Source organism: Pseudomonas sp. LA5 (genome assembly GCF_028640825.1).
Classification (GTDB): Bacteria; Pseudomonadota; Gammaproteobacteria; order Pseudomonadales; family Pseudomonadaceae; genus Chryseomonas; species Chryseomonas aestiva.
Genome location: NZ_JAQYZY010000053.1, coordinates 26,627 through 52,165, shown reverse-complemented (window position 1 = coordinate 52,165; position 25,539 = coordinate 26,627). Strand labels below are relative to the sequence as shown.

The 25,539-nt window shown below is 64.6% G+C and carries 26 protein-coding genes, 3 tRNA genes and 1 pseudogene; 19 read left to right on the top strand and 11 right to left on the bottom strand.

Annotation, left to right across the window (positions count from 1 at the left end; all coding sequences use genetic code 11):
* Positions 1 to 65: 65 nt before the first annotated feature.
* The 3 genes and pseudogenes from PVZ72_RS20215 to PVZ72_RS20205 form a co-directional block, all read right to left on the bottom strand.
* Positions 66 to 1,928: pseudogene (locus PVZ72_RS20215) on the bottom strand (PAS domain-containing protein); the annotation flags it as partial.
* Positions 1,929 to 2,069: 141 nt separating this feature from the next.
* On the bottom strand, positions 2,070 to 2,855 hold the full coding sequence (locus PVZ72_RS20210; protein WP_273862847.1) for a sulfite exporter TauE/SafE family protein: 786 nt from the start codon (positions 2,853 to 2,855) through the stop codon (positions 2,070 to 2,072).
* A gap of 117 nt (positions 2,856 to 2,972) precedes the next feature.
* Positions 2,973 to 3,335 (bottom strand): hypothetical protein, encoded by a 363-nt coding sequence (locus PVZ72_RS20205; protein ID WP_187979044.1) that lies wholly within the window; start codon positions 3,333 to 3,335, stop codon positions 2,973 to 2,975.
* Between the two features lie 166 nt (positions 3,336 to 3,501).
* Between PVZ72_RS20205 and PVZ72_RS20200 the strand changes: the two genes are divergently transcribed.
* From PVZ72_RS20200 to PVZ72_RS20190, 3 genes are all read left to right on the top strand, one after another.
* Complete coding sequence (locus tag PVZ72_RS20200) at positions 3,502 to 3,705, top strand: hypothetical protein (protein WP_133859334.1); 204 nt, start codon at positions 3,502 to 3,504, stop codon at positions 3,703 to 3,705.
* 75 nt (positions 3,706 to 3,780) lie between these two features.
* A complete protein-coding gene (locus tag PVZ72_RS20195) occupies positions 3,781 to 3,909 on the top strand; it encodes a hypothetical protein (protein WP_260175664.1) in 129 nt (42 codons plus the stop codon).
* 178 nt (positions 3,910 to 4,087) lie between these two features.
* Positions 4,088 to 4,273, top strand: coding sequence for a hypothetical protein (locus PVZ72_RS20190; protein WP_133859335.1), 186 nt, complete (start codon positions 4,088 to 4,090; stop codon positions 4,271 to 4,273).
* A 95-nt stretch (positions 4,274 to 4,368) separates the two neighbouring features.
* On the opposite strand, the gene PVZ72_RS20185 is transcribed toward PVZ72_RS20190, so the two are convergent.
* From PVZ72_RS20185 to PVZ72_RS20175, 3 genes are all read right to left on the bottom strand, one after another.
* Positions 4,369 to 4,453 (bottom strand) — tRNA-Leu (locus PVZ72_RS20185).
* Between the two features lie 51 nt (positions 4,454 to 4,504).
* Positions 4,505 to 4,580, bottom strand: a tRNA-His gene (locus PVZ72_RS20180).
* Between the two features lie 35 nt (positions 4,581 to 4,615).
* Positions 4,616 to 4,692 (bottom strand) — tRNA-Arg (locus PVZ72_RS20175).
* Positions 4,693 to 4,939: 247 nt separating this feature from the next.
* Between PVZ72_RS20175 and folD the strand changes: the two genes are divergently transcribed.
* Positions 4,940 to 5,794, top strand: coding sequence for a bifunctional methylenetetrahydrofolate dehydrogenase/methenyltetrahydrofolate cyclohydrolase FolD (folD, locus tag PVZ72_RS20170; RefSeq protein WP_133859336.1), 855 nt, complete (start codon positions 4,940 to 4,942; stop codon positions 5,792 to 5,794).
* 42 nt (positions 5,795 to 5,836) lie between these two features.
* On the opposite strand, the gene PVZ72_RS20165 is transcribed toward folD, so the two are convergent.
* Positions 5,837 to 6,682, bottom strand: a complete 846-nt coding sequence (locus tag PVZ72_RS20165; RefSeq protein ID WP_371099721.1) for a glycine betaine ABC transporter substrate-binding protein — start codon at positions 6,680 to 6,682, stop codon at positions 5,837 to 5,839.
* Positions 6,683 to 6,951: 269 nt separating this feature from the next.
* Here PVZ72_RS20165 and PVZ72_RS20160 point away from each other — a divergent pair, with 269 nt between their 5' ends.
* Both PVZ72_RS20160 and PVZ72_RS20155 read left to right on the top strand, forming a co-directional pair.
* Positions 6,952 to 8,262, top strand: coding sequence for an alpha/beta fold hydrolase (locus PVZ72_RS20160; RefSeq protein WP_133859337.1), 1,311 nt, complete (start codon positions 6,952 to 6,954; stop codon positions 8,260 to 8,262).
* A 97-nt stretch (positions 8,263 to 8,359) separates the two neighbouring features.
* Positions 8,360 to 9,076 (top strand): MlaA family lipoprotein, encoded by a 717-nt coding sequence (locus tag PVZ72_RS20155; protein WP_252977306.1) that lies wholly within the window; start codon positions 8,360 to 8,362, stop codon positions 9,074 to 9,076.
* A gap of 3 nt (positions 9,077 to 9,079) precedes the next feature.
* Here the strand turns inward: PVZ72_RS20155 and PVZ72_RS20150 are convergent, their stop codons facing one another.
* Complete coding sequence (locus PVZ72_RS20150; protein WP_273862845.1) at positions 9,080 to 10,216, bottom strand: patatin-like phospholipase family protein; 1,137 nt, start codon at positions 10,214 to 10,216, stop codon at positions 9,080 to 9,082.
* The gene (locus PVZ72_RS20145; protein WP_187979041.1) at positions 10,217 to 11,152 is read right to left on the bottom strand and encodes a lipid A biosynthesis lauroyl acyltransferase; all 936 of its coding nucleotides are present in this window, start codon (positions 11,150 to 11,152) and stop codon (positions 10,217 to 10,219) included.
* A gap of 151 nt (positions 11,153 to 11,303) precedes the next feature.
* Here PVZ72_RS20145 and minC point away from each other — a divergent pair, with 151 nt between their 5' ends.
* The 6 genes from minC to PVZ72_RS20115 all read left to right on the top strand — a co-directional run bounded on the left by minC (position 11,304) and on the right by PVZ72_RS20115 (position 16,009).
* Positions 11,304 to 12,050 (top strand): septum site-determining protein MinC, encoded by a 747-nt coding sequence (minC, locus tag PVZ72_RS20140; RefSeq protein ID WP_133859341.1) that lies wholly within the window; start codon positions 11,304 to 11,306, stop codon positions 12,048 to 12,050.
* A 134-nt stretch (positions 12,051 to 12,184) separates the two neighbouring features.
* Complete coding sequence (gene minD, locus PVZ72_RS20135; protein ID WP_133859342.1) at positions 12,185 to 13,003, top strand: septum site-determining protein MinD; 819 nt, start codon at positions 12,185 to 12,187, stop codon at positions 13,001 to 13,003.
* Complete coding sequence (minE, locus tag PVZ72_RS20130) at positions 13,000 to 13,254, top strand: cell division topological specificity factor MinE (protein WP_017642793.1); 255 nt, start codon at positions 13,000 to 13,002, stop codon at positions 13,252 to 13,254. Before minD ends, minE begins: the two co-directional genes overlap by 4 nt.
* Before the next feature lie 117 nt (positions 13,255 to 13,371).
* On the top strand, positions 13,372 to 14,007 hold the full coding sequence (locus tag PVZ72_RS20125) for an RluA family pseudouridine synthase (RefSeq protein ID WP_187979040.1): 636 nt from the start codon (positions 13,372 to 13,374) through the stop codon (positions 14,005 to 14,007).
* 45 nt (positions 14,008 to 14,052) lie between these two features.
* Positions 14,053 to 14,631 (top strand): class I SAM-dependent methyltransferase, encoded by a 579-nt coding sequence (locus PVZ72_RS20120; protein WP_273862844.1) that lies wholly within the window; start codon positions 14,053 to 14,055, stop codon positions 14,629 to 14,631.
* An 88-nt stretch (positions 14,632 to 14,719) separates the two neighbouring features.
* Positions 14,720 to 16,009 carry a M18 family aminopeptidase gene (locus tag PVZ72_RS20115; RefSeq protein WP_273862843.1) on the top strand — a complete coding sequence of 430 codons (1,290 nt, stop codon included), beginning with the start codon at positions 14,720 to 14,722 and terminating at the stop codon, positions 16,007 to 16,009.
* Positions 16,010 to 16,016: 7 nt separating this feature from the next.
* Here the strand turns inward: PVZ72_RS20115 and PVZ72_RS20110 are convergent, their stop codons facing one another.
* Positions 16,017 to 16,754 carry a UTRA domain-containing protein gene (locus PVZ72_RS20110; protein ID WP_273862842.1) on the bottom strand — a complete coding sequence of 246 codons (738 nt, stop codon included), beginning with the start codon at positions 16,752 to 16,754 and terminating at the stop codon, positions 16,017 to 16,019.
* A 182-nt stretch (positions 16,755 to 16,936) separates the two neighbouring features.
* Between PVZ72_RS20110 and PVZ72_RS20105 the strand changes: the two genes are divergently transcribed.
* From PVZ72_RS20105 to PVZ72_RS20080, 6 genes are read left to right on the top strand one after another with little or no spacing between them, the layout of a single operon-like run.
* Complete coding sequence (locus PVZ72_RS20105) at positions 16,937 to 17,998, top strand: ABC transporter substrate-binding protein (protein ID WP_133859346.1); 1,062 nt, start codon at positions 16,937 to 16,939, stop codon at positions 17,996 to 17,998.
* Positions 17,999 to 18,002: 4 nt separating this feature from the next.
* Positions 18,003 to 18,800, top strand: coding sequence for an alkaline phosphatase family protein (locus PVZ72_RS20100; RefSeq protein WP_273862841.1), 798 nt, complete (start codon positions 18,003 to 18,005; stop codon positions 18,798 to 18,800).
* Positions 18,797 to 19,630: an ABC transporter permease gene (locus PVZ72_RS20095; RefSeq protein ID WP_133859348.1), complete on the top strand. Its 834-nt coding sequence runs from the start codon at positions 18,797 to 18,799 to the stop codon at positions 19,628 to 19,630. The genes PVZ72_RS20100 and PVZ72_RS20095 overlap by 4 nt, the downstream gene beginning before the upstream one ends.
* Positions 19,617 to 20,402 carry an ABC transporter permease gene (locus PVZ72_RS20090; protein WP_133859349.1) on the top strand — a complete coding sequence of 262 codons (786 nt, stop codon included), beginning with the start codon at positions 19,617 to 19,619 and terminating at the stop codon, positions 20,400 to 20,402. The genes PVZ72_RS20095 and PVZ72_RS20090 overlap by 14 nt, the downstream gene beginning before the upstream one ends.
* Positions 20,399 to 21,388: an ABC transporter ATP-binding protein gene (locus PVZ72_RS20085; RefSeq protein ID WP_273862839.1), complete on the top strand. Its 990-nt coding sequence runs from the start codon at positions 20,399 to 20,401 to the stop codon at positions 21,386 to 21,388. The genes PVZ72_RS20090 and PVZ72_RS20085 overlap by 4 nt, the downstream gene beginning before the upstream one ends.
* Entirely contained in the window at positions 21,385 to 22,038 is a 654-nt protein-coding gene (locus tag PVZ72_RS20080; RefSeq protein WP_187979034.1) for an HAD family hydrolase, read from the top strand. Before PVZ72_RS20085 ends, PVZ72_RS20080 begins: the two co-directional genes overlap by 4 nt.
* Positions 22,039 to 22,211: 173 nt before the next feature.
* On the opposite strand, the gene PVZ72_RS20075 is transcribed toward PVZ72_RS20080, so the two are convergent.
* Positions 22,212 to 23,174, bottom strand: a complete 963-nt coding sequence (locus tag PVZ72_RS20075) for an NAD(P)H-quinone oxidoreductase (RefSeq protein WP_187979033.1) — start codon at positions 23,172 to 23,174, stop codon at positions 22,212 to 22,214.
* A 237-nt stretch (positions 23,175 to 23,411) separates the two neighbouring features.
* On the opposite strand from PVZ72_RS20075, the gene PVZ72_RS20070 reads away from it, so the two are divergent.
* On the top strand, positions 23,412 to 25,493 hold the full coding sequence (locus tag PVZ72_RS20070; RefSeq protein WP_187979032.1) for a carboxy terminal-processing peptidase: 2,082 nt from the start codon (positions 23,412 to 23,414) through the stop codon (positions 25,491 to 25,493).
* The last annotated feature ends 46 nt before the right edge of the window (positions 25,494 to 25,539 follow it).

Genomic DNA, 25,539 nt, shown 5'->3' with positions numbered 1-25,539 from the left:
CGGGTCAGGGCGTGCAGCGAAAGATTCATCTGCTCGATCTTCTGCCGCACGTGCTGTTCCATCTCCACCTGGCGGGTGATGTCGGTGGCGAACTTCACCACCTTGTGCACCTGCCCATCGGCGTCGAAGATGGGGTTGTAGGTGGCCTGGATCCAGATCCGCTGGCCGAATTTGCTCAGCCGCATGAAGCGCCCGCCAAACACCTCGCCCTGGGCCAGCCGCGCCCAGAACTCGCGGTACTCGCCGGAGGCGACGTGCTCCGCCTCGCAGAAGATGCGGTGATGCTGGCCGCGGATCTCCTCCAGCCGATAGCCCAGGGTCGCCAGGAAGTTGCGGTTGGCTTCGAGGATCTTGCCGGTCAGATCGAATTCGATCACCGCCTGGCCGCGGTCGACGGCCGCCACCTTGCCCGCATAATCGCTGTTGCGAATCTGGCTTTCGGTGATGTCCACGGCGAACTTCACCACCTTGCACGGCTTGCCGTCGGCGTCGAAGATCGGGTTGTAGGTGGCCTGGATCCAGATCTCCTCGCCCCGGCTGTTGCGTCTCTTGTACACCCCGGCGTCGAATTCGCCCCGCGCCAATTTATCCCAGAACAGCCGGTACTCCGCCGAGCGGGCATAGTCGTCGGGACAGAAGATGCGGTGATGCTTGCCCACCACTTCATCGGTCTGGTAACCCAGGGCCAGCAGGAAGTTGCGGTTGGCGGCGAGCACCGTGCCGTCGAGGGAGAACTCGGCGATGGCCTGGGATCGGTCGATGGCCGCCACCTTGCCTTCGTAGTCGCTGTTGCGCAGCTGAGTCTCGGTGACGTCGCTGGCGAACTTGACCACCTTGTACGGCTTGCCCTCAGCATCGAGGATGGGGTTGTAGGTGGCCTGGATCCACACCTGGCGGCCGTCGCTGGCGCGTCTCTTGTACAGCCCGGCATCGAAGTCGCCGCGGCTGAGCTTTTCCCAGAACAGCCGATAGCCCGGCGAGCGGGCATGCTCGGGTTCGCAGAAGATCCGGTGATGCTTGCCACGCACCTCGTCCAGGCTGTAACCCAGAGCCGACAGGAAGTTCTCGTTGGCCGTCAGGATGTTGCCGTGCAGATCGAATTCGATCACCGCCTGGGCACGGTCGATGGCGGCCATCTTGCCTGCGAATTCGGCGGCCTGAAGTTGCGCATCGGTCACATCGGTGGCGAACTTCACCACCTTGTAGGGTCGACCGTCGCTGTCGAGGATGGGGTTGTAGGTGGCCTGGATCCAGATCGGTCGACCATCGCGGCGGATGCGCTTGTAGACCCCGGTATCGAAGACACCCTGCCCCAGGCGATTCCACAGCAGGGCGTACTCCGCCGAACGCGCGTATTCGGCCGGGCACATCAGGCTGTGATGACGCCCGCGCAACTCGTCCAGCGCATAGCCGGTCATGCCGAGGAAGTTGTCATTGGCCCAGAGCACGTTGCCCTGCAGATCGAATTCGATCACCGCCTGGGAGCGATGGATGGCTTCGATCTTGCCTTCGTACTCGACCGCCTGCAGCCGCGTCTCGGTGATGTCGGTGGCGAACTTGATGATGCGCTGCGGGCGCCCCTGCGCATCCAGCAACGGATTGTAGGTGGCGCGAATCCACCTCAGAGTGCCGTCCTTGTGCTTGCGGCGATAGACACCGCTGTGGAACTCGCCGCGCGCCAACGCCGCCCAGAAGTCCTGATAGTCCTCGCTCTCCGCCACCCCGGGCGGACAGAACAGGCGGTGCTGTCGCCCGCTGATCTCGTCGAGGCGATAGCCGAAGGTCTGCAGGAAGTTGTCGTTGGCGTGAAGGATCGTGCCCTGCAGATCGAATTCGATCACCGCCAGGGAGCGGTCCAGCGCCTGGCGCAGGGCATGATAGGCAGAGGCATCGTCGACAGCAGCGGATTCGGCAGAGGCGGAAAACATGGGCAGCTCCAGGAGAGAACTCGGCGAACAGGTTATCGGCAATCGCGATAACAAATTGAACACCGTCTATCCTAGAGATGTTTTCTCCTGGCGGATTGCCAGTAGTCGTCCGATGAACGACCTTAAGTTTCCCCCCGACGTTCAGACCACCAGCTTGGCGCCTATGACCAGCAGCATCACCGCCAGACAGGGTCGCAGCACGCCATCCGGTACGCGTCCGGAGAGATGGCTGCCCAGGAAGATCCCCGGCAAGGACCCCAGCAGCAGAAAGCCCAAAACATGCCAGTCCAGATTGCCCAACCCGGCGTGACCGAGTCCCGCCACCAGCGTCAGGGGTACCGCATGGGCGATCTCGGTACCGACCAGGCGCCGGGTCGCCATCAGCGGATAGAGCAGGAACAGCGCCACCGTGCCCAGGGCCCCAGCGCCGATGGAAGTCAGGGTCACCATGAAGCCCAGCACTGCGCCGGTAAGCGCCGTCAGGGCATTGAGCCGCCTGGCACTCAGGTGAAATCTGTCGCTGGCATGGCGGCTGGCAAAGGCGAAGATCTGCTTTTTGAAGAGAATGGCCAGGGCCGTCAAAAGCAGCACGATGCCCAGGGCATGCTTGATGAGGGCATTGGTGGCGTGCTGATCACCGGGCAGCAGCGCCAGGGCGAGTAGCGTCAGGGCGGCAGTGGGTACGCTGCCGGCGGCCAGCCAGCCGGTCACCGTCCAGTCGATATTGCGGTTGCGCTGGTGGACGAAGACGCCGCCCGCCTTGGTGATGGCGGCATAGAGCAGATCGGTGCCTACCGCTGCCGCGGGGTTGATCCCGAACCAGAGCAGGATGGGGGTCATCAGCGAGCCACCACCCACGCCCGTCATGCCAACGATGAAGCCAACCACCAGCCCCGCGATCACGAAGCCCAACGCCCCTACTTCCATTACAGCCCCAATTGCCGTTGTCGGCTCATCTTGCGGCCGCACAGGATAACCACTCAGGTTAGACCGACCTATATTGAAAGGGTCTTTGCTTATAACCGATAACACTAGATTCCCGGGTCAGCGGCTCTGGTGGGCATTCAGATAGGCCGCGACCTCTTCGTCGCCATAGCCGGCGCGCCGAGCATGCGCCTCGATGGCGGCACGGCAGGCGGGATCGGTAACGGTCGCCGGCATGACGGTGCCGCAGGGCGCCAGGCTCGCCTGCGCCAGGAAGCTCTCAAGATCCTGCTTGTGTTCGTCCGCGACCGAATGGGTACCCGTGGTGGGTGCGTGGGCCGCTACCGGGGGCGTGGTGGTGGCCACCACGGCTGGCTCACTGCTGGTCGAATCGCTACGGTGGGTGGTTGCCACTGCAGCCACTACCAGCAGGCCGAAACCTGCGGTCAACACCAGCAACTTGCGAGTTGAAGTCCCGCTCATGATTTCTTCTTCCCTATGAAAAAGCTGACAGCTCGGACCTGAAAACGACATGAGCTGCCGAAAGTCCGACTTTTAACCAATCAAGTCAGACAATATTTTTCCAGTCTGTGTTCAGTCAAAGGCGGCGCATGCCACACTCGGCGGTATCAGGAGACAGGAGCGGCTCATGCAGCACAAGGATTTCATCGGCCCCCGGTTGCGCCAGCTCAGCGCGGACCTTTCGCTCGCCGATCGTCTGGCGGAGAGTGCCCAGGTCGATCTCAATGCCGACCTGAAGCGCCGGGTCCGGGAAGACCTCGAACGGGCGTTGCGCGAGGTCGGTCAGCTCAGCGAAGAGCAGACCCTCTGGCTGAACTGGGCGACCAGCTAACCCGGCACGCCCGCCGTCGTCGCGCTGTAACGCGCGGCTGCTATCTGTAGCGGCAGCCATCCTCTGGAGCCGAGCATGAAAGCGGAATACGAAATCAGTGACGACATCGCCCACTTCGTCGGGGGCGCCTTGATCAGCCTGGTGCTGCTCAGTGGCGGAGCCATCGGCGGCGCCCTGTTCCTACTGGCCGAGACCTTCAACTGACCGTTTGTCGCCAGTCGCGTCACTCCCGCAGCAGCTGCGAGGCCGTCCTTGACCGGGTCAGTGTTCGACCGCGCAGCCGTCACTCGCCCCGAATCCGCCCGCATCTTGCATTACCCGCCCGCCGCATTAGTCTTGAAAGTGCCAATAACAATTAGTGCAGACGGCAAGAGGTCGGATCATGCGCACCCAACTGACCCGCTCGATCACCCTGTTCGACAGCCCGGATCATCAGCCTGCGACGGCAGAGGTCTCCTCCGCGCCGGGCAATCGCAAGCGCAACCTGCAGAGGTGGACCAAGACTCTGGTGTTCGGCACCTCGTTCGCCGTCGCGCTCTGTGCGCCGCTGCTGCGGCATCTGCACTGAGACAGGGTACCAGCACTGGACACCCGCTGGCCGCCACCTGAATCCCAGGCACAAAAAAACCGGCGCTGGGCCGGTCTTCTGCTGTGCATCTTGATTGGTGCGGACGGAGAGACTCGAACTCTCACACCTTGCGGCGCCAGAACCTAAATCTGGTGTGTCTACCAATTCCACCACGTCCGCGAGACGCTTGAAAGACGAACGCCAGACACGAGGTCTGGCGTTCGCTGAATATGGGGTGGACGATGGGAATCGAACCCACGACACCAGGAGCCACAATCCTGTGCTCTACCAACTGAGCTACGCCCACCATATCTTACGTGCTTGCCGTCGCCGAACCGCCAATGGCGCGCCCGGCAGGACTCGAACCTGCGACCATCCGCTTAGAAGGCGGATGCTCTATCCAGCTGAGCTACGGGCGCCTGTTACGGCAGCTGCCCTAGCAGAGACTTCCTTGGTGAGAAGCCTCTTGCCTGGCCCTTGTCAGTGACTTGGGCTGTGCTCGGCAAGCGGGGCGAATGTTATAAAGCTCCCGCCGGCCCGTCAACTAATTTTTAAAAAATTTTTAAGCAGAAGAATGAGTTAGCCGCCGCAGAGGCTTCTCTGTTGCCAGCGGGCCCGTCCATGCGAAAATAGCCGACCTCTTTCCGTCACCACCAGAAATCGCCCATGACCGCCCAACTGATCGACGGCAAGTCCATTGCCGCCCGCCTGCGCCAGGATATTGCCCAGCGAGTCTCTCAACGTCGTAGCGCCGGACTGCGCGCCCCTGGCCTCGCCGTCATCCTGGTCGGCACCGATCCCGCCTCGAGCGTCTATGTGGCGCACAAGCGCAAGGATTGCGAAGAGGTCGGTTTCGACTCCTATGCCCATGACCTGCCGGCCAGCACTACCCAGGCAGAACTGGAAGCCCTGATCGACCGGCTCAACGACGACACCAGCGTCGACGGCATCCTGCTGCAGTTGCCGCTGCCCGCGCACCTGGATGCCACCCAGCTGCTGGAACGCATCCGCACCGACAAGGACGTCGACGGCTTCCATCCCTACAACCTGGGTCGTCTGGCACAGCGCAATCCCCAGCTGCGCCCCTGCACGCCCAAGGGCATCATGACCCTGCTGCACAGCACCGGCGTCGACCTCTATGGGCTGGATGCGGTGGTGGTCGGCGCCTCCAACATCGTCGGTCGGCCCATGGCGCTGGAACTGTTGCTGGCCGGGTGCACCGCCACCGTGACCCACAGATTCACCCGCTCCCTCGAACACCACGTCAGCCAGGCCGATCTGGTGGTCGTCGCCGTGGGCAAGCCGGGACTGGTCAAGGGTGAATGGATCAAGCCCGGCGCCATCGTCATCGACGTGGGCATCAACCGCCAGGCCGATGGCCGTCTGGTGGGCGACGTGGAATTCGACAGTGCCTGCGAGCGCGCCAGCTGGATCACTCCGGTTCCCGGTGGCGTCGGCCCGATGACGCGCGCCTGCCTGCTGGAAAACACGCTGTACGCGGCCGAGCAGCTGCACAGCTAGCAAAACGGGCCCCGCAGGGCCCGTTTTTCATTCAGCCAACCCTCAGGGCAGCCAGGACTTCACGCGATCCGGATGGGCAGCGATCCAGGCCTTGGCGGCCTCTTCCGGCTTCTTGCCCTCTTCCACGGCCAGCATCACCTCATTCACCTCACCCGGCTGCCAGGCGAACTTCTTCAGGAAGTCCCAGACCGGCTTGGCCTTGGCTTCCAGCGCGGGGTTGGCCACGGTGTCCACGTGCTCGGAGCCGCCGAACACACCCTTGGGATCTTCGAGGAACTTCAGCTTCCACTTGGCGAACATCCAGTGCGGCACCCAGCCCGTCACCACGACCGGCTTCTGGTCCTTCTCGGCCCGGGTCAGCTCGGCGATCATGCCGCTACCGGAACTGGCCACCAGCTTGTAGTCCAGGCCATAGTCCTTGATCGCCTGGTCGGCCTTGAGCATGACCCCGGCACCGGCGTCGATACCGACGATCCGACCACCGAAGTCGGCCTTCTGCGCCTGCAGATCGGCGATGCTGTTGGCCTTGACGTACTCCGGCACGATCAGACCGATCTTGGCATCGGGGGTGTTGACGTTCAGATCGACCACCTGGTCCTTCATCTTCTCGTAGTAGGCGCCATGGGTGACCGGCAACCAGGCGGACAGCATGGCGTCGAGCTTGCCGCGCGCCACGCCCTGCCACATGATGCCGGCGGCCACCGGCATGAGCTTGACCTCGTAGCCCAGATTCTGGCGGATCACTTCAGCTGCGGTATGGGTGGTGGCCACGCTATCGGCCCAGCCATCGACGTAGCCGATGGTGATTTCGGGCTTGGCCGCCTGGGCCAGGCTCATGGCCGAGGTCAGCGCGACACCGAGTCCTATTCCCAACAGTTTCTTCACCATGCTCATGCAGCAGTCCTCTCGCTATGGAAGTCGGGCGGTTGCCCCACCCCCATCATTCGGGCAATGCAAGATGGCCACTACCGTCTGGGCGACGCATAACGACCGGTTAGCGACAGGAGCTGCACTTTTCACGACATGCGATGTCGCTTGACGCAGCCCGGCGACCGCTCTGTAATCGACGCCGCGCAGAAACCTGCACCTGCCGATGCAACCTATTGGCGGGCCGTTGTCTTACCTACGCTCTCAAGCCCTCTGAAAGGACTCTGTCCATGCGTCTTTCGTTGCGCGTCGCCGCCCTGCTGGGCGCGCTGTTTTCCGGTCTCTGGGCTACCGCGCACGCGGCCGCCGAAGTGGATGCCGCCACCTATGGCTATCCACTAGTCAATCCTTTCGAAGCCACCATCGTCACCACGCCGGAAAAATTCCGTCCCGAGCTGCCGCCTGAAAGCACCATAGACCAGGATGACTACAGCCTCAACTTGCGTCCGGAACGGGAATACCAGCTGCCCGGCAACTTCTGGCCGGTGAAGAAATTCCACTACCGTCTTGCCCGCCAGGACCATCCGGCACCGCTGATCTTCCTGATCGCCGGTACCGGGGCCAACTACTCCTCGAGTACCCAGGAATACCTCAAGCGGCTGTATTACGCGGCCGGTTACCACGTGGTGCAGCTGTCCTCGCCCACCAGCTGGGACTTCATGGTGTCGGTGTCGCGCACCGCTACCCCGGGCTACACCCCGCACGATGCCGAGGATCTCTATCGCGCCATGCAGGCGGTACGCGCCCAGCATCCCAAGCTGCCGGTCACCGACTACTACCTGACCGGCTACAGCCTGGGCGGCCTGGACGCCGCCTTCGTCTCCTACCTGGACGAGAGCCAGCGCAGCTTCAACTTCAAGAAGGTGCTGATGGTCAATCCGCCGGTCAATCTGCTGACCTCGGTACGCAACCTGGATCGCCTGGTGCAGACCGAGGTGAGGGGCGTGACCAACAACCGCACCTTCTACGAGCTGATCTTGTCGAAGCTGACCCGCTACTTCCAGGAGAAGGGCTACGTCGACTTCAACGACGCCGTGGTGCGCGATTTCCAGCGCTCGCCGGAGCGACTGAGCAACGAAGAACTGGCCATGCTGATCGGCTCGTCCTTCCGCTTCTCGGCGGCTGACATCGCCTTCACGTCCGACCTGATCAACCGCCGCGGCCTGATCACCCCGCCGACCTACCCCATCAGCGAGGGCACCAGCCTGACGCGCTTCTTCGCCCGTTCGCTGCAGTGCGATTTCGACTGCTACATGACCGAGCAGGTAATGCCGTTCTGGCAGAAGAACTTCAAGGGGCAGAACCTCGACGATCTGGCGCGCAAGTCCAGCCTCGTCGCGCTGGAAGACTACCTGAAGAGCAGCCCGAAGATCGGCGTCATGCACAATGCTGACGACATCATCCTCGGCCCGGGCGACCTTGGTTTCCTGCGCAAGACCTTTGGCGATCGCTTGACCGTCTATCCCCACGGCGGCCATTGCGGCAATCTCAACTACCGCGTCAACGCGAACGCCATGCTGGAGTTCTTCGCCCGTGGTTAAGTCCCTGCTCGCTCTCCTCCTGATGGCCAGTGCCTCGGTCTTCGCCGCCGAATCGAGTCCGCCGCCCTCCTCGACCCTGACCATCGGCTCGGACACCATGCCGGCCGCGCCGGTGGGCGCCGATGGCTTCAGCAATCCGCTGTCGACCCTCAAGTACAACCCGGGTCTGGACCAGCGCGAATTCGAACGGGCGTCCCTGGTCGCCCTGGACGTCTACGATCCCTTCGAATCCTGGAATCGCCACGTCTACCACTTCAACTATCGGCTGGACGAGTGGGTCCTGCTGCCGGTGGTCAACGGCTACCGCTGGATCACCCCGCGCTTCGTACGTTCGGGCGTGAGCAACTTCTTCAGCAACCTGGGCGACGTCAACAACCTGCTCAACAGCGTGCTGCAGTTCAAGGGCCGCCGCGCCCTGGACACCACCGGCCGCCTGCTGCTCAACACCACCATCGGGGTGTTCGGCCTGTGGGACCCGGCGACTCGCGTCGGGCTGATCAAGCAGCCGGAAGACTTCGGCCAGACGCTGGGCTTCTATGGGGTTGGCAATGGCCCCTACCTGATGCTGCCGGTCCTCGGCCCGTCCAACCTGCGCGATACCGGCGGTCTGGCGGTGGATTTTGCCGCTGAAGCCCAGGTGAACTTCCTCAACGTCAGCGACGAAAGCGGTCGTCATCCGGAGATCATGGTGCTGCGCGGCATCAACCTCAGGTACGTGACCGACATGAGATACGGCCAGCTCAACTCGCCCTTCGAGTACGAGAAGATCCGCTATTTCTACACCAAGGCGCGGGAACTGCAGATCGCCGAATAAGGCCTAGGCGCGGGCGAGAAAGGTCTGGAGTTCGGGCAGGCGGGCCAGGGCATCGGTCCGCCCCAGCGCCATGAGTTCCTGGCAGTAGGCCGCCTCGAACAGCAGATAGCTGAGCAGCGCGCTGCCCGAGGGGCGATTCACCCCGACTCCCCGTAGCAACTGCCGCAACGCCGGTGGCAGGCGTTTGCGGTGCCGGGTGGCGATGTCCGCCAGCGGCTGGCTGGGCGAGATCACCAGCATGTCCACGGGACGGCAGAAGCGTCCGCTGACCGGGTCCCCTGCCGGCAGGGCGCTACTCAGCAGATTGAGGCGCCGGAGGGTTTCGGTATCGCTGTCCAGGGCATCGACGAAGGTGCTGTTGAGCAGATGACCGCCGATCTGCGCCACCGTCGGCGGCCGACCCTGCAGTCCGTGCTCGTGACCCCCAGGCGCGCCGAGTCCGATCACCAGGATACGCTCCGCCCCCAGATGCAGCGCCGGACTGATGGGCGCCGTCTGCCGTACCGAACCGTCGCCCAGGAACTCCCGCCCGACCTTCACCGGCGGAAAGAACAGTGGAATGGCCGTGCTGGCCAGCAAATGGTCGACCGCCAGCCGTGCCGGCACCCCGACGCGCCGATGACGAAACCAGGGATCGAGCGCGCCATGACTCTGGTAGAAGGTCATCGCCTGGCCCGAGGCATAGCCGAAGGCCGTGACCGCCACGGCTCGCAGGGCGCGCTGGCGCAAGGCCGCGGTGATCCCGGAGAAATCCAGCTCGCGGCTGAGCAGCGCCCGCAGGGGCGCGTTGTCGAGCAGGGCCAGCGGTTCCTGGCGCCAGGCGCCGAACAGCGTCTGCAGGCCGAAACGCGCGGCCTGGCGGCTCGCCCCGACCCAGTCGCTGCGATAGATCATCGCCGTTTCCAGGCTCGACCAGACCGCCGCCAGGCGATCCACCGCACGGCCGAAATCCAGGGCGCCGCAGCCCAGCACGGCGGCGTTGAGCGCGCCCGCCGAGGTACCGACGAGGATCGGGAAGGGATTCTCGGAACGGACCGCCAGGGTATCGGCCACCACCTGCAGCACCCCGACCTGATAGGCGGCCCGCGCGCCACCGCCGGCCAGAATCAGCCCGGTGCGCCGCTCGCCGCCCAGACTCATCTAGCGCTTCTTCTTCGGATAGAGCTTGGGCTCGCCGGGCGGACGGGTCTTGAACCGCCGATGGGCCCAGAGGTACTGCTCGGGCAACTCGCTGACGCAGCGCTCGACCCAGTGATTGATGCGCAGGCAGTCGGCTTCCTCGCTCTCGCCAGGGAAGTCGGCCAGCGGCGGATGAACGACCAGGCGATAGCCCGAACCGTCCGCCAGGCGCTCCTGGGTGAAGGGCAGCACCCGTGCGCGCCCCAGGCGGGCGAACTTGGTGGTGGCCGTTACCGTGGCTGCCTGGATGCCGAACAGCGGCACGAACAGACTCTGCTTGGCGCCGTAGTCCTGGTCGGGCGCATACCAGATGGCCCGTCCGGCGCGCAGTACCTTGAGCATGGCGCGGACGTCCTCGCGCTCGATGGCGGTGGCGTCCTGGTTGTGGCGCTCGCGACCGCGGCGCTGGATGAAGTCGAACACCGGATTCTTGTGCTGGCGGTACATGCCATCGATGGTGTGCCGCTGCCCGAGCAGCGCCGCGCCGATTTCCAGGGTGGTGAAATGCAGCGCCATGAGGATCACCCCCTGACCTTCGCGCTGAGCGGCCTGCAGATGCTCGAGGCCTTCGATATGGGCCAGGCGGGCCAGGCGCTGCCGCGGCCACCACCAGCTCATGGCCATCTCCAGCAGGGCCATGGCGCTGCTGGCGAAGTTGCGCCTCAGCAGGCGATCGCGTGCCCGCTCGTCGAGCCGGGGAAAGCAGAGTTCCAGATTGCGGCGGGCGATGGCGCGGCGCTGACCGGCGACGTGATAGAAGAGCCAGCCGAGCCCCTGGCCGAGTCGCAGCAGCACGGCATAGGGCAGTTGCACCAGCAGCCAGAGCAGCCCCAGCCCCAGCCAGAGCGGCCAATAACGTGGATTGAGAAAGGCGAGGCGGAAAGACGGCCGCTCCATCGGAACTCCTGCATGAAAAAGTCGCGCCATTCTACAGGGCTCGCGCAGATTTCCCGTAGCCTTCACAGTCATGGTCCCCCAGACCCGGTGAGGGTTGCGACACGCGGGGCATCCCGCTATAAGTCCCGCCATCCAAGCACAAGTACCCACCATGACCGCAGCCGATCCTTCCGAAAGCGACTCCGTCTTCCAGCTCAAGGGCAACATGCTCGCCGTGACCGTGCTGGAGCTTCTCCGCAACGACCTGGGGCGCCTGGACCGGCAACTGGCCCAGAAGGTCGCCCAGGCCCCCAACTTCTTCCAGGAAACGCCGCTGGTACTGGGCCTCGACAAGCTCGCCGAGGATGCCGGCCCGCTCGACCTGGGCGCCCTCCTCGACCTCTGCCGCCGGCACGGCCTGCGCACCCTGGCCCTGCGCGCCAGTCGCAGCGGGGATCTGGCCGCCGCCAACGACTACGACCTGCCGATCCTGCCAGTCAGTTCCGGCGGGCGTGAACGCCAGGTCGAACCGCGCGATCGCGAGCCGGTCAAGCCGGCGGAACCGCCCAAACCGGCCGCACCGACGATCAATCCGACCAAGATCATCACCGCCCCGGTGCGCGGCGGTGTGCAGCTCTATGCCCCGGCCGGTGACCTGGTGGTGCTGGCGCCGGTCAGCCCGGGCGCCGAATTGCTCGCCGACGGCAACATCCATGTCTACGGCCCCATGCGCGGCCGAGCGCTGGCCGGGGTAAAAGGTGATACTAAAGCGCGGATTTTCTGCCAGCAGCTGACCGCGGAACTGCTCTCCATCGCTGGCCAGTACAAGGTCGCCGAGGACCTGCGACGCCATCCACAATGGGGCAATCCGGTACAGGTCAGTCTGGTGGGAGATGTGTTGAACATCACCCGTCTTTGACGGATACTTCCGCGAATTTTTCGCACTTGGCGCCTAAGCCGCCAACGGCAACACGAAGCGCGACACTGCCTGCAATCTCGTCACCGAGGGCATCGAGTCGCTTCAGTTATTCCTTTCGATCAAGGTGAATCAGTTTGGCCAAAGTACTCGTAGTCACCTCCGGCAAGGGCGGCGTCGGCAAGACCACCAGCAGCGCCGCCATCGGTACCGGTCTCGCCCTGCGCGGCCACAAGACCGTCATCGTCGACTTCGACGTCGGCCTGCGTAACCTCGACCTGATCATGGGCTGCGAGCGCCGCGTGGTGTACGACTTCGTCAACGTGATCAACAACGAAGCCACCCTGAGTCAGGCCCTGATCAAGGACAAGCGTCTCGAGAACCTGTTCGTGCTGGCCGCCAGCCAGACCCGCGACAAGGACGCCCTGACCCAGGACGGCGTGGAGCGCGTGATCAACGAACTCAAGCAGACCTTCGACTTCATCGTCTGCGACTCCCCGGCCGGCATCGAGAAGGGTGCCCACCTGGCGATGTACTTCGCCGACGAGGCCATCGTGGTGACCAACCCCGAAGTCTCCTCGGTCCGCGACTCCGACCGCATGCTCGGCCTGCTGGCCAGCAAGTCGCGCCGCGCGGAAAAGGGCGAGGAAGCCATCAAGGAACACCTGCTGCTGACCCGCTACAACCCCGAGCGCGTCACCAAGGGTGAAATGCTCGGCGTCGAGGACGTGGAAGAGATCCTGTCCATCCGCCTGCTCGGCGTGATCCCCGAATCCCAGGCGGTGCTCAAGGCGTCGAACCAGGGTATCCCGGTAATTCTCGACGAACAGAGCGACGCCGGTCAGGCCTACAGTGATACCGTGGAACGACTGCTCGGCAAGGAAGTGGCCTATCGCTTCCTCGACGTGAAGAAGAAAGGCTTCCTGCAACGTCTGTTCGGGGGTGGTAGCGAATGAACATCTTCGACTTCTTTCGCGATCGGAAGAAGCAGAACAGCGCTTCGATAGCCAAGGAGCGGCTGCAGATCATCGTGGCCCACGAACGCGGTCGCCACGAGCAGCCGGACTATCTGCCGCAATTGCAGAAAGACCTGCTGGAAGTGATCCGCAAGTACGTGCCCATCGAGCAGGACCAGATCCAGGTCGAACTGGAAAATCAGGGCAGTTGCTCGATCCTCGAACTCAACATCACCCTGCCCGACCGCTAAGGCGAGCGCAGCAGGACAGCGGCGGCCCCAGGGCCGCCGCTGGCGTTTAAGCCATGGCGAATCCTCGGTACCTGCCCAGCGCGGTGCCGCGATTCGCCGCCAGGCCCCAGGAAGCCCATGCCCCTCTCCAACATTCGCATCATTCACGAGGACGCCGCCCTGCTGGTGGTCGACAAGCCTACCCTGCTGCTGTCGGTCCCCGGTCGCGCCGAAGACAACCGCGACTGCCTGGTGACCCGCCTGCAGGAAAACGGCTATCCCGAGGCGCGCATCGTCCATCGCCTGGACTGGGAGACCTCCGGCGTCATCGTGCTGGCGCGGGACGCCGACAGCCATCGCGAGCTGTCCAGGCAATTCCATGATCGCGAAACGGAAAAGGCCTACATCGCCCTCTGCTGGGGCGAACCGGAGGCCAACAGCGGCCGCATCGAATTGCCGCTGCGCTACGACCCGCCGACCAAGCCGCGCCATGTGGTGGATCACGAACTGGGACGCCATGCCCTGACCTTCTGGCAGGTGCTGGAGCGCCATGGCCACTACAGCCGGGTGGAGCTCACGCCCATTACCGGCCGCTCCCATCAGCTGCGCGTCCATATGCTGAGCATCGGGCATCCGCTGCTGGGCGATCAGCTCTATGCCGAGGGCGAGGCGCTGGCGGCCCAGCCGCGCCTCTGCCTGCACGCCAGCCTGCTGACGCTGACCCACCCCCTTTCGGGCGAGCGGATGAGCTTTACCAGTCCCGCGCCTTTCTAAGCCTGGGCGCTGGCATACTGAGGCATTCAGCCAGAGGAGTGCCGCTTGTCTCACTGGACGTCCTACTACACCGCCACTGCCGCGGGCGGTCCGCGCGAGACCCTGCTGCAGGCACTCTCATCCCGCTCAGATCCGCCAGGATTGGCGCTGGATCTGGGCTGTGGCACCGGGCGCGACACCCTCGTCCTGCTGGAACGCGGCTGGCAGGTGCTGGCGGTGGATGCCGAGGCCGAGGCGCTGAGCACCCTGTGCGAGCGCACGCCGACCCTGCTGCAGAAACGCCTGGAAACCCGCCAGGCACGCTTTGAAACGCTCGAAATCCCTCCCTGCGACCTCGTCAATTCCAGCTTCGCCCTGCCCTTTTGCGAGCCAGCGCGCTTCCCGCTGCTCTGGACCGGGATCACCGCGGCGGTGCGCCCGGGTGGGCTGTTCTGCGGCCAGTTGCTCGGCGAGCGGGACAGCTGGGCCAGCAAGGGGGTGGCGGTCGTCGACGCCGCGGTCCTGCAACAGCTGCTGCGGGACTGGCAAGTCCTCCTGCAGCGGGAAGAGGAGGAGGACGGCCATACCGCGGTCGGGCGGCCCAAGCACTGGCATATCCATCACCTGGTGCTGCAGCGCCGCTGAGCCCTGAGCTGCCGTCCGCCCTGGGCGCTACGCTCGACTCCCCTGGGTCCAGAACCTAGACTGGACGCCTTGTCGTCCGGAGTCGTCCATGCGTACCGATCAGATCCAAGGCCTCATCGATTTCCTCTCCACCTCGCCCACGCCCTTCCACGCCACCGCAACCCTCGCGCGCCGTCTCGAAGCCGCCGGCTACCAACGCCTGGACGAGCGAGAAAGCTGGTCCGTGCAGCCGGGTGGACGCTACTACGTCACCCGCAACGATTCGTCGCTGATCGCCGTGCGCCTGGGTGCCCAACCGCTGGAACGCGGCCTGCGCCTGGTCGGCGCCCATACCGACAGTCCCTGCCTCAAGGTCAAGCCGCAGCCGGAGCTGCAGCGGCAGGGCTTCTGGCAACTGGGCGTCGAGGTCTACGGCGGCATGCTGATGGCGCCCTGGTTCGACCGCGACCTGTCCCTGGCGGGCCGGGTGACCTATCGCGCCGAGGGCCGGGTGCAGAGTCGCCTGATCGACTTCCGCAAGCCGCTGGCGATCATTCCCAATTTGGCCATCCACCTCAATCGCGAAGCCAACCAGGGCTGGGCCATCAATGCCCAGAACGAGCTGCCACCTATCCTGGCCCAGGTGCCTGCCGGCGAGCGGCGCGACTTCCGCGCCCTGCTGGCGGCGCGCCTGCAGCAGGAACATGGCATAGACCAAGCCGAGGTGCTGGATTTCGAACTGAGCTTCTATGATGTCCAGCCCGCCGCCCTGATCGGGCTGGATGACGACTTCATCGCCGCCGCTCGCCTGGACAACCTGCTGTCCTGCTATGCCGGCCTGGCAGCCCTGCTGGCCGACGAGGGCGACGAGAACGCCGTGCTGGTCTGCACCGATCACGAGGAAGTGGGCTCCACCTCCTGCTGCGGCGCCGACGGTCCCTTCCTCGAACAGGTGCTGCAACGCCTGCTGCCCGCCGGGGATGCCTTTACCCGCAACCTGCAGCGCTCGCTGCTGATCTCGGCCGACAACGCCCATGGCGTGCACCCCAACTATGCCGACAAGCACGATGGCAACCACGGCCCGAAACTGAACGGCGGCCCGGTGATCAAGGTGAACGCCAACCAGCGCTATGCCACCAGCAGCGAAACCGCGGCCTTCTTCCGCGACCTCTGCCAGCGCGAAGCGGTGCCGGTACAGAGCTTCGTGGTGCGCAGCGACATGGGGTGCGGTTCCACCATCGGCCCCATCACCGCCGGGCAGCTGGGGGTGCGCACCGTAGACATCGGCCTGCCCACCTTCGCCATGCACTCCATCCGCGAACTGGCCGGCAGCCATGACCTGGGCCATCTGATCAAGGTGCTGACGGCCTTCTATGCGAGCAGCGAACTGCCGCTCTGAAGCCAGCCTAGTCCGGTACTTCGACCCTGACCTGGATGGCGTCATGCCGCCAGAATTCCAGGTCGCAATCGATCAGTCGCCCCTGCTGGTCGTGGTTGATGCGGGTGATGTGCAGCGCCGGACTGCCCTGCGCCACCCGCAGCGCCTGGGCTGCCTCCGGCAGCAGCGCCGTCGGCAGGATCTCGAAGCGCACCTCGCCGTAGCGAATGTCGTAGCGGTCGAGATACAACTCGGTGAGGGAGCGCTGCAGATCGTGCTCCAGCAAGCCCGGGAAATAGGCGGCATTGAGGTAGTGCTCGACATAGAGCACCAGCCGGCCGTCCACCCGACGCACCCGGCGGATCTGATAGACACTGGACAGCGCCGGCAACTCCAGCAGGCGACAGATCTCCGCGGACGCCAGCATCTGCCGCGCCGCCACGACCTCGGTCGCCGGTACCCGTCCCTGGGCTTCCACCATGGCGTGGAAATGGGTCCGTGCCAGGGGGTTGTAGGCCAGCCGTGGCGGGGCGACGAACCAGCCCCGGCGTTCTTCGCGATAGATCAGCCCCAGGGCCTCCAGCTGCAGCAGGGCTTCGCGCAGGGTGATACGGGTGGTGACGAACAGCTCGCTCAGCTGGCGCTCGGAGGGCAGGCGCTCCATGGCCGGCAGCAGGCCATGGGCGATCTGCTCCTGCAATGCCTGGCGGATGGCACCGGCACCCGGCGCACTTCTTTGGACTAGACCAGTTTCGGATTGGTGCACCCGGAGTGCCTCGACTAGGGTTTGTTGGGAGACTAAGACGGCCAGATGACCGCTTGGTGACGACTGCAGCGCCCGTGCCAGCGGTGAAACAGGGCGCATTGCCATCAAATCGTCATACCCCGGTCCTAGATTGGCCTGTGTCTTGCTGACCTAGACCAAGCCCTAACACCTGGAGCACCCGTATGACCCGTCTGCTTGCTTCCTTGTTGGCCACTGCCGTTGCGCTACAGGCCGGTACCGCCTTCGCCGATACCGTCGACCTCAAATCCCTCGAAGCCGCCGCCCGAAAGGAAGGCGAGGTGAACAGCGTCGGCATGCCCGATACCTGGGCAAACTGGAAAGGTACCTGGCAGGACCTTGAGCAGAAATATGGGCTCAAGCATCAGGATACCGACATGAGCTCCGCCCAAGAGATCGCCAAGTTCGCCGCCGAAGGCGAAAACGCCTCCGCCGACATCGGTGACGTCGGTGCTTCCTTCGGCCCCATCGCCGTGCAGAAGGGCGTTACCCAGCCCTACAAGCCGAGCACCTGGGACCAGGTACCGAGCTGGGCCAAGGACAGCGACGGTCACTGGGCGCTGGCCTACACCGGCACCATCGCCTTCATCGTCAACAAGCAGACCGTCAAGGACGTCCCCCACTCCTGGGCCGATCTCCTCAAGGGCAACTACAAGGTCACCATCGGCGACGTCAGCGCCGCCTCCCAGGCGGTGAGTGGCGTACTGGCAGCGGCCTATGCCAACGGCGGCGACGAAAAGAACATCAAGCCGGCGCTGGACTTCTTCGCCAAGCTGGCCAAGCAGGGTCGCCTGGCCTTCACCAACCCGGTGGTGGCCAACCTCGAGAAGGGTGAAGTGGAAGTCGGGGTGGTGTGGGACTTCAACGCCCTGAGCTATCGCGACCAGATCGATCGCTCGCGCTTCGAGGTGCTGATCCCCTCCGATGGCTCGGTGACCTCCGGCTACACCACCATCATCAACAAGTACGCCAAGCACCCCAACGCCGCCAAGCTGGCCCGCGAGTACATCTTCTCCGACGCCGGCCAGATCAACCTGGCCCAGGGCTATGCCCGGCCGATCCGCGCCGAGCACCTGACCCTGCCGGCCGACGTCCAGGCCAAGCTGCTGCCCCAGGCGCAATACGCCAAGGCCCGGCCCATCGCCGACGCCAAGGCCTGGGAGGAAACCTCCAAGCGCCTACCGCGGCTCTGGCAGGAACACGTTCTGATCAACATGCAGCAGTGACGTCATGAAGGTCATCCTGGTCGTGCTGGACGGACTCGCCCTGAGGGTCGCCGAACACGGACTCGGCTTTCTCCAGGCGCTCTGCCTGGCTGGCCGGGGTCGCCTCTACCGGTTGGAATGCGAGTTGCCCTCGCTCTCCCGCCCGCTCTACGAATGCCTGCTCACCGGGGTACCCCCGGTGCGCAGCGGCATCGTCCACAATGGCGTGGATCGGCTGTCCAACCAGATCAGCCTCTTCCATCTGGCCCAGGCCGCCGGCCTCACCACGGCGGCGGCGGCCTATCACTGGGTCAGCGAACTCTACAACCGCAGCCCCTTTGATCGAGCGCGGGACAGGCATGTCAGCGACACCGCCCTGCCGATCCAGCACGGCCACTTCTATTACGCCGACCACTACCCGGATTCCCATCTGTTCGACGACGCCGAGCACCTGCGCCTGACCCAGGCGCCGGACATCCTCCTGGTCCATCCGATGAACATCGACGATGCCGGCCACCGGCACGGCCTCTCCAGCCCCGAATACCGCAATGCCGCGCGCCGCGCCGACGGCCTGCTGTCCCACTACCTGCCCGCCTGGCTGGACGCCGGCTACCAGGTGCTGGTGACCGCCGACCACGGCATGAACGACGACCGCGGTCACGGCGGGACGCTTCCGGAAGAACGCGAGGTGCCCCTGTTCGTCTTCGGCGCGGGCTTCTCCCTGGGCGAGGCCACACCGCGCCAGGTGGAGATCTGCGGCACCGTCTGCACGCTGCTGGGTCTTGCCCACGACAAGCCGCTATGCCGGGAGTTGCTGGCATGAAGCGGCCCTGGCTCGCCCTGCTGCTGATCCTGCCTTTCCTGCTGGTGTTCGGCGCCTTCCAGCTGGCGCCCCTGGCCTGGATCGCCTTCAACAGCTTCAATTCCAGCGAAAGTGGCTGGGGCCTGGGCAACTACGCCGAAATCCTCGGCTCGCCCTTTTACCTGCAGGCCATCCGCTTCTCCCTGGAAATTTCGCTCTGGTCCAGCGTCTGCGGTCTGCTCATCGCCCTGCTCGGCGCCTATTCGCTGACCCGGGTCGACTCGCGGCTGCGCGGCTTCGTGGTGGCCTTCACCAACATGACCAGCAACTTCGCCGGGGTGCCGCTGGCCTTCGCCTTCATCATCCTGCTGGGCATCAACGGTTGCCTGACCCTGGCGCTCAAGCAATTCGGACTGATCGAAGGCTTCAACCTCTACACCAAGGGCGGACTGATCCTCATCTACACCTACTTCCAGATTCCCCTGGGGGTGTTGCTGCTGTTCCCGGCCTTCGAAGCCCTCAAGCAGGACTGGCGCGACGCGGCGGCGCTGCTCGGCGCCGGCACCTGGCAATACTGGCGGCACATCGGCCTGCCGGTGCTCAGCCCGGCGCTGGTCGGCACCTTCATCATCCTGCTGGCCAACGCCCTGGGCGCCTACGCCACGGTCTATGCGCTCACAACCGGCAACTTCAACGTGGTACCGGTGCGCATCGCCGCCCTGGTTTCCGGCGACATCTATCTGGAGCCCAACCTGGCCGCGGCGCTGGCCATGCTGCTGGTGGCCTTCATGACCCTGATCACCCTCGTCCACCAGTGGCTGCTACGGCGGAGTCGGCATGTCCAGAACTGAGCGCCTCTATCATCGGACAGTGGTCTGGGTCCTGTTCCTGATCCTGTTCACGCCCCTGGCCGCGACCCTCCTCTATTCCCTGGCCACCCAGTGGTCAGCGACCCTGCTGCCGGCGGGCTTCACCTTCAAGTGGTACCTGCAGCTGTGGAGCGAGCCGCGCTTTCTCGCCGCCTTCGGTCGTTCCCTGGCGATCTGCTTTGGCGCCCTGGCCCTGTCCTGCGTGCTGATCCTGCCGGCCATGTTCGCCGTCGCCTATCACTTTCCACGGCTGGATGCGCTGATGAACGTGCTGATCCTGCTGCCCTTCGCCGTACCGCCGGTGGTCTCGGCGGTTGGTCTGTTGCAGCTCTACGCAAGTGGTCCGTTGCCGCTGACCGGCACGCCTTGGATCCTGGTGTTCTGCTACTTCACCATCGCCCTGCCCTTCATGTACCGCGCCATCAGCAACAACCTCCAGGCGCTGAATCTGCGCGACCTGATGGACGCCGCCCACCTGCTCGGCGCCAGCTCCTGGCGCGCCGCCCTGCTGGTGGTGCTGCCCAATCTGCGGACCGGGCTGATGGTGGCGCTGTTCCTGTCCTTTTCCTTTCTCATCGGCGAATTCGTCTTCGCCAACCTGCTGGTGGGAACGCGCTACGAGACGCTGCAGATCTACCTCTACAACCTGCGCAACGGCAGTGGCCACCTGACCAGCGCCTTGGTGATCTCCTATTTCCTCGCGGTCCTGCTGCTGACCTGGATCGCCAATCGCCTGAATCGGGAGCGGACATGAGCTATCTCGCGGTCAAGGGACTGCACAAGCGCTACGGCGCCAACACCCTGTTCACCGACATCGAATTCCATGCCGAACAGGGCGAACTGGTGACCCTGCTCGGCCCCTCGGGCTGCGGCAAGTCCACCCTGCTGCGCTGCCTGGCCGGGCTCACCGAGGTCGACCGTGGCGCCATCATGCTGGCCGACCAGGACATCACCCAGTTGCCACCGCAGCGCCGCGGCATCGCCATGGTGTTCCAGAGCTATGCGCTGTTTCCCAACATGACGGTGGAGCAGAACGTTGCCTTCGGCCTGCGCATGCAGCGCCTGGCACGGGATGAGGTGCAGCAGCGCGTGCAGGAGGTCCTGAACCTGGTAGAACTGCAAGGCTTCGCCACACGCTATCCACACCAGCTCTCCGGTGGCCAGTGCCAGCGGGTGGCCCTGGCGCGCTCGCTGATCGTGCGGCCACGGCTGCTGCTCCTGGACGAACCCCTCTCGGCGCTGGATGCCCGTATCCGCCGCCACCTGCGTGAGCAGATCCGCGCCATCCAGCAGGAGCTGGGGCTGACCACGGTGTTCGTCACCCATGACCAGGAAGAGGCTCTCACCCTGTCCGATCGCATCGTGCTGATGCGCGACGGGCGCATCGTCCAGAGTGGCGATGCCGAGACCCTCTACACCGCGCCGGTGGATGCCTTCGCCGCCGGCTTCATCGGCAACTACAACCTGCTCAGCGCCGACCAGGCCAGCCGGCTGTTCGGCCAGACCTTCCAGGGACAGGTGGCGATTCGTCCCGAGGCCATAAGGCTCGGCGTCGCCGGTGGTTTCAGCGGCCGCATCGTCAGTCACAGCCTGCTGGGCAACGTGATCCGCTACCGGATCGCCACCGAAGCCTGCGAACTCAATGTCGACGTTCTCAACCATGGCCCGTCGGCCTTGCAGGCGAACGGCACAGCCGTCACCCTGGCCGTCGATTCCGACAGCCTGAGAGAAGTGGCATGACCCTGGCGATTTTCGATCTCGACGAAACCCTTATCGACGGTGACTGCTCCAGTCTCTGGAGCCAGCAGATGGGCGTGCTCGGCTGGGTCGACCGCGAGTCATTCGTGCGGCGCGACAGCGAGCTGATGGCGGCCTACGCCCAGGGCGAACTGGCCATGGAAGACTACATGGCCTTCCACCTCGAACCCCTGGTGGGCCGCACGCCCGAAGAAGTGGATTTCGAGGTCGGTCCCTGGGTCGAGGACGTCATCGAACCGCTGATCTTCAGCGACGCCATGAAGTGCATCGCCGCCCACCGCGCCGCCGGCGACCGCGTGATCATCGTCTCGGCTTCCGGGGTGCATCTGGTGGAGCCCATCGCCGAGCGGCTGGGCGTGGAAGAGGTGCTGGCCATCGACCTGCAGGTCAGCCACGGCGTCTACAGCGGCCAGGTGGAAGGGGTCATGACCTTTCGCGAAGGCAAGCTGACCCGGCTGCTGGAATTGCTCGGCGGCGACTGCAGCCTGCTGGCTAACGCCAGCTTCTACTCCGACTCGCGCAACGACCTGCCGCTGCTCGAAGCGGTAGGCAAGCCGCACGTGGTCAACCCGGATCCGGTATTGCGCGAGCGCGCGACACAGGCCGGCTGGCCGATCCTCAGCTGGCGGTAGAGTCAGTAAGACACTTATGTTATCGCGGCCATGGGCCGCTCCTACAGAAGCATCGCCCCTCGTAGGAGCGGCCCATGGCCGCGATGAAGACAGTTGCGCCTACAGCGGACTCGATCTGTAGGAGCGACCGTAGCGGCGGACCGCCATGGCCGCGATAACCCTGGCCGTGGGTGCTACTCCAACCCCTCGTCCAGCACCAGCACCACCTTGCCGTTCACCTCGTTGCTTTCCAGGGCGGCAAAGGCGGCTTCGGCGTTCTGGGCGGCGAAGCGGCGTTCCAGGTTGACGTTCAGCTTGCCTTCGGCGAACAGCGGCCAGACCCTGGCTTCCAGGGATCTCATGGTCTTGGCCTTGAACTCCACGGATCGATTGCGCAGGGTCGAACCGATGATGCGGATGCGCTTGCCCAGTACCTTGCCCAGATCCATCTCGGCCTGACGACCGCCCATGAGGCCGATCAGCACCCAGCGTCCATCCTGGCCCAGTAGGTCCAGGTTGAGCGACGCATAGTTCGCCCCCACCGGATCGAGGATGACGTGGAAGGGCGCGAAATCGCGCAGGCCTTCCAAATCGGTCTTGCGCAGCACCCCGCCCTCGGCGCCGAGGCGCTCGCAGTGCGCCAGACGATCCTGGGAACCAACGCTGACCCAGCAGGGATTGCCAAAGGCCTTGCACAGCTGGATGGCGGCCGAGCCAACGCCGCTGGCACCGGCATGCAGCAGCACCTTTTCACCCGGCTGCAGGGCGGCCAGGTCGAACAGGTTGCTCCAGGCGGTCGCCCAGACCTCGGGCAGCGCCGCGGCCTCGACCAACGACAGGCCTTCCGGCACGGAAGCGGCCTGGCGCCCATCCACAACCACCTCGCTGGCCATGCCGCCGCCGGCCAGGAGTGCGCAGACGCGATCACCCACCTGCCAGCGCGAATCCGCGGTGGTCTCGCTGACCACCCCGGCGCATTCGAGGCCCAGGGTCGCCGGCGCGCCGGGTGGCGGCGGATAGTTGCCGGCCAGTTGCAGCAGGTCGGCACGGTTGAGGCCGGCGGCCGCCACCTTGATGCGAATTTCCCCTGGCGCCAGAGCGCGAGCGCTCAGTGACTGCCATTCCAGTTGCCCTTCGATACCTTGCAATGCGTTCACGGTGCCTCCATAGTGGCTCAGGCTTTGACGAAAAGCGCCTGCGCCGGCGGGTTCTGCGGGAGTCGAGCGGACCGGAAGACGCGGGGCTGTCACAGCCTTCCCCTCCGATCGCCGCTACCCTTCAGACCGCCGTCAGACGACTTTCGTCAGCGCCCGTCATACTTCCCCTGGCCGCGGAACCGCCCGGGCCGGGAAGGGCCTATAGCCTATTCCTTTCCGTGCATTAGTCGAATACACATGAAGCAGCTCTTGTCCCGTACCGCCCTCGTTGTCCTGCTTGGCGTCAGCGCAACGCCCCTCTTCGCCAAGCCCAACGCGCCGGTAGGCGCCGAGAAACTGCAACCCGACCGCGACCAGGTTATCGCCAGCCTCAACATCGTCGAACTGCTCAAGCGGCACCACTACAGCAAGCCGCCGCTCAACGATGCCCAGTCGATCAAGATCTACGACAGCTATCTGAAGATGCTTGATCCCGGCCGGCTATATTTCAATGCCGCCGACATCCGCGAATTCGATGCCTCGCGCACCCGTTTCGATGACTACCTCAAGCAGGGCAATCTCGAACCGGGCTTCGCCATCTACCGCCGTTATGCCCAGCGCATGACCGAGCGGCTGAACTATGGGCTGGGCCTGCTCAACGCCGGCATCGGCAAGCTCGACTTCAGTGTCGACGAGTCCTTCAACACCAATCGCGAGAAGGCGGCCTGGCCGGCGGACACCGCCGCGCTGGACGATCTCTGGCATCGCAAGCTCAAGGACGAGGTGCTGCGCCTGCGGCTGTCCGGCAAGACCGACCAGCAGATCCAGCAGCAGCTGACCAAGAGGTACAAGAATCAGCTGGCGCGCCTCAACCAGACCCGTGGCGAAGATGTCTTCCAGACCTACATCAATGCCTTCGCCGAGTCCTACGACCCGCACACCCAGTATCTCTCGCCGGAAAGCGCGGAGAACTTCGACATCAACATGAGCCTGTCGCTGGAAGGCATCGGCGCAGTGCTGCAGAACGACAACGACTACGTGCAGATCCTGCGCCTGGTCCCGGCCGGCCCTGCCGACAAGTCCAAGCAGATCGCTCCGGCCGACAAGATCGTCGGCGTCGCCCAGGGTGACGGCGAAATGGTCGATGTCATCGGCTGGCGCCTCGACGAGGTGGTCAAGCTGATCCGCGGGCCCAAGAACTCCAAGGTGCGCCTGGAGATCATCCCGGCGAGCAATGCGCCGAACGACCAGAAGACCAAGATCGTCACCATCACCCGCGAAGCGGTCAAGCTCGAAGAGCAGGCGGCGCAGAAGCACGTGATCGACGTGCCCCACGAGGGCAAGCACTACAAGCTCGGCGTGATCGACGTGCCGGCGTTCTACCTGGACTTCAAGGCCTATCGCGCGGGCGATCCGAACTACAAAAGCACCACGCGTGACGTGAAGAAGCTCATCGGTGAGCTGCAGAAGGAAAAGGTCGACGGCATCGTCCTCGACCTGCGCAACAACGGTGGTGGCTCGCTGCAGGAAGCCACCGAGCTGACCGGGCTGTTCATCGACCAGGGTCCCACCGTGCTGGTGCGCAATGGCGACGGCAAGGTCGAGGTGCTGGCCGACGACGAAGGCGGCGCCTTCTACAAGGGCCCCCTGACCGTGCTGGTCAATCGCCTGTCCGCTTCGGCCTCGGAGATCTTCGCCGGCGCCATGCAGGACTATCACCGCGCGCTGATCGTCGGTGGCCAGACCTTCGGCAAGGGCACCGTGCAGACCATCCAGCCGCTGAACCATGGCGAGCTGAAGCTGACCATCGCCAAGTTCTATCGCGTCTCCGGCCAGAGCACCCAGCATCAGGGCGTCCTGCCGGACATCGATTACCCGGCGGTGGTGGACACCAAGCAGATCGGCGAGAGCGCCCTGCCCGATTCCATGCCCTGGGATACCATCGCCCCGGCGGTGACCGGCCTGAGCAATCCCTTCGCCAACTACCTGCCGGAACTGGTCAAGCGCCATGACGTGCGGGTGCAGAAGGATCCCGACTTCATCTTCGCTGGCGAGCGCCTGAAGCTGGCCCAAGAGCTGGCGGCGGACACCACCGTCAGCCTCAACGAGCAGAAGCGCCGGGCCGAGCAGACCGCCCTGGACAATCGCCAGCTGGCCATGGAAAACCAGCGGCGCCAGGGCAAGGGTGAAGCCCCGCTCAAGGAGCTGAAGAAGATCGACGAGGACAACCCGGCGATCGACGACGACAAGACCAAGCCGCAGGACGACGCCTACCTGATGGAGTCGGGTCATGTACTGCTGGACTATCTCGACCTGAGTCAGACACCACCCAAGCGCTGACATCAAAGCGTCATATCTCTGTCGTGAAATGCCCGGGGGTCGCCAA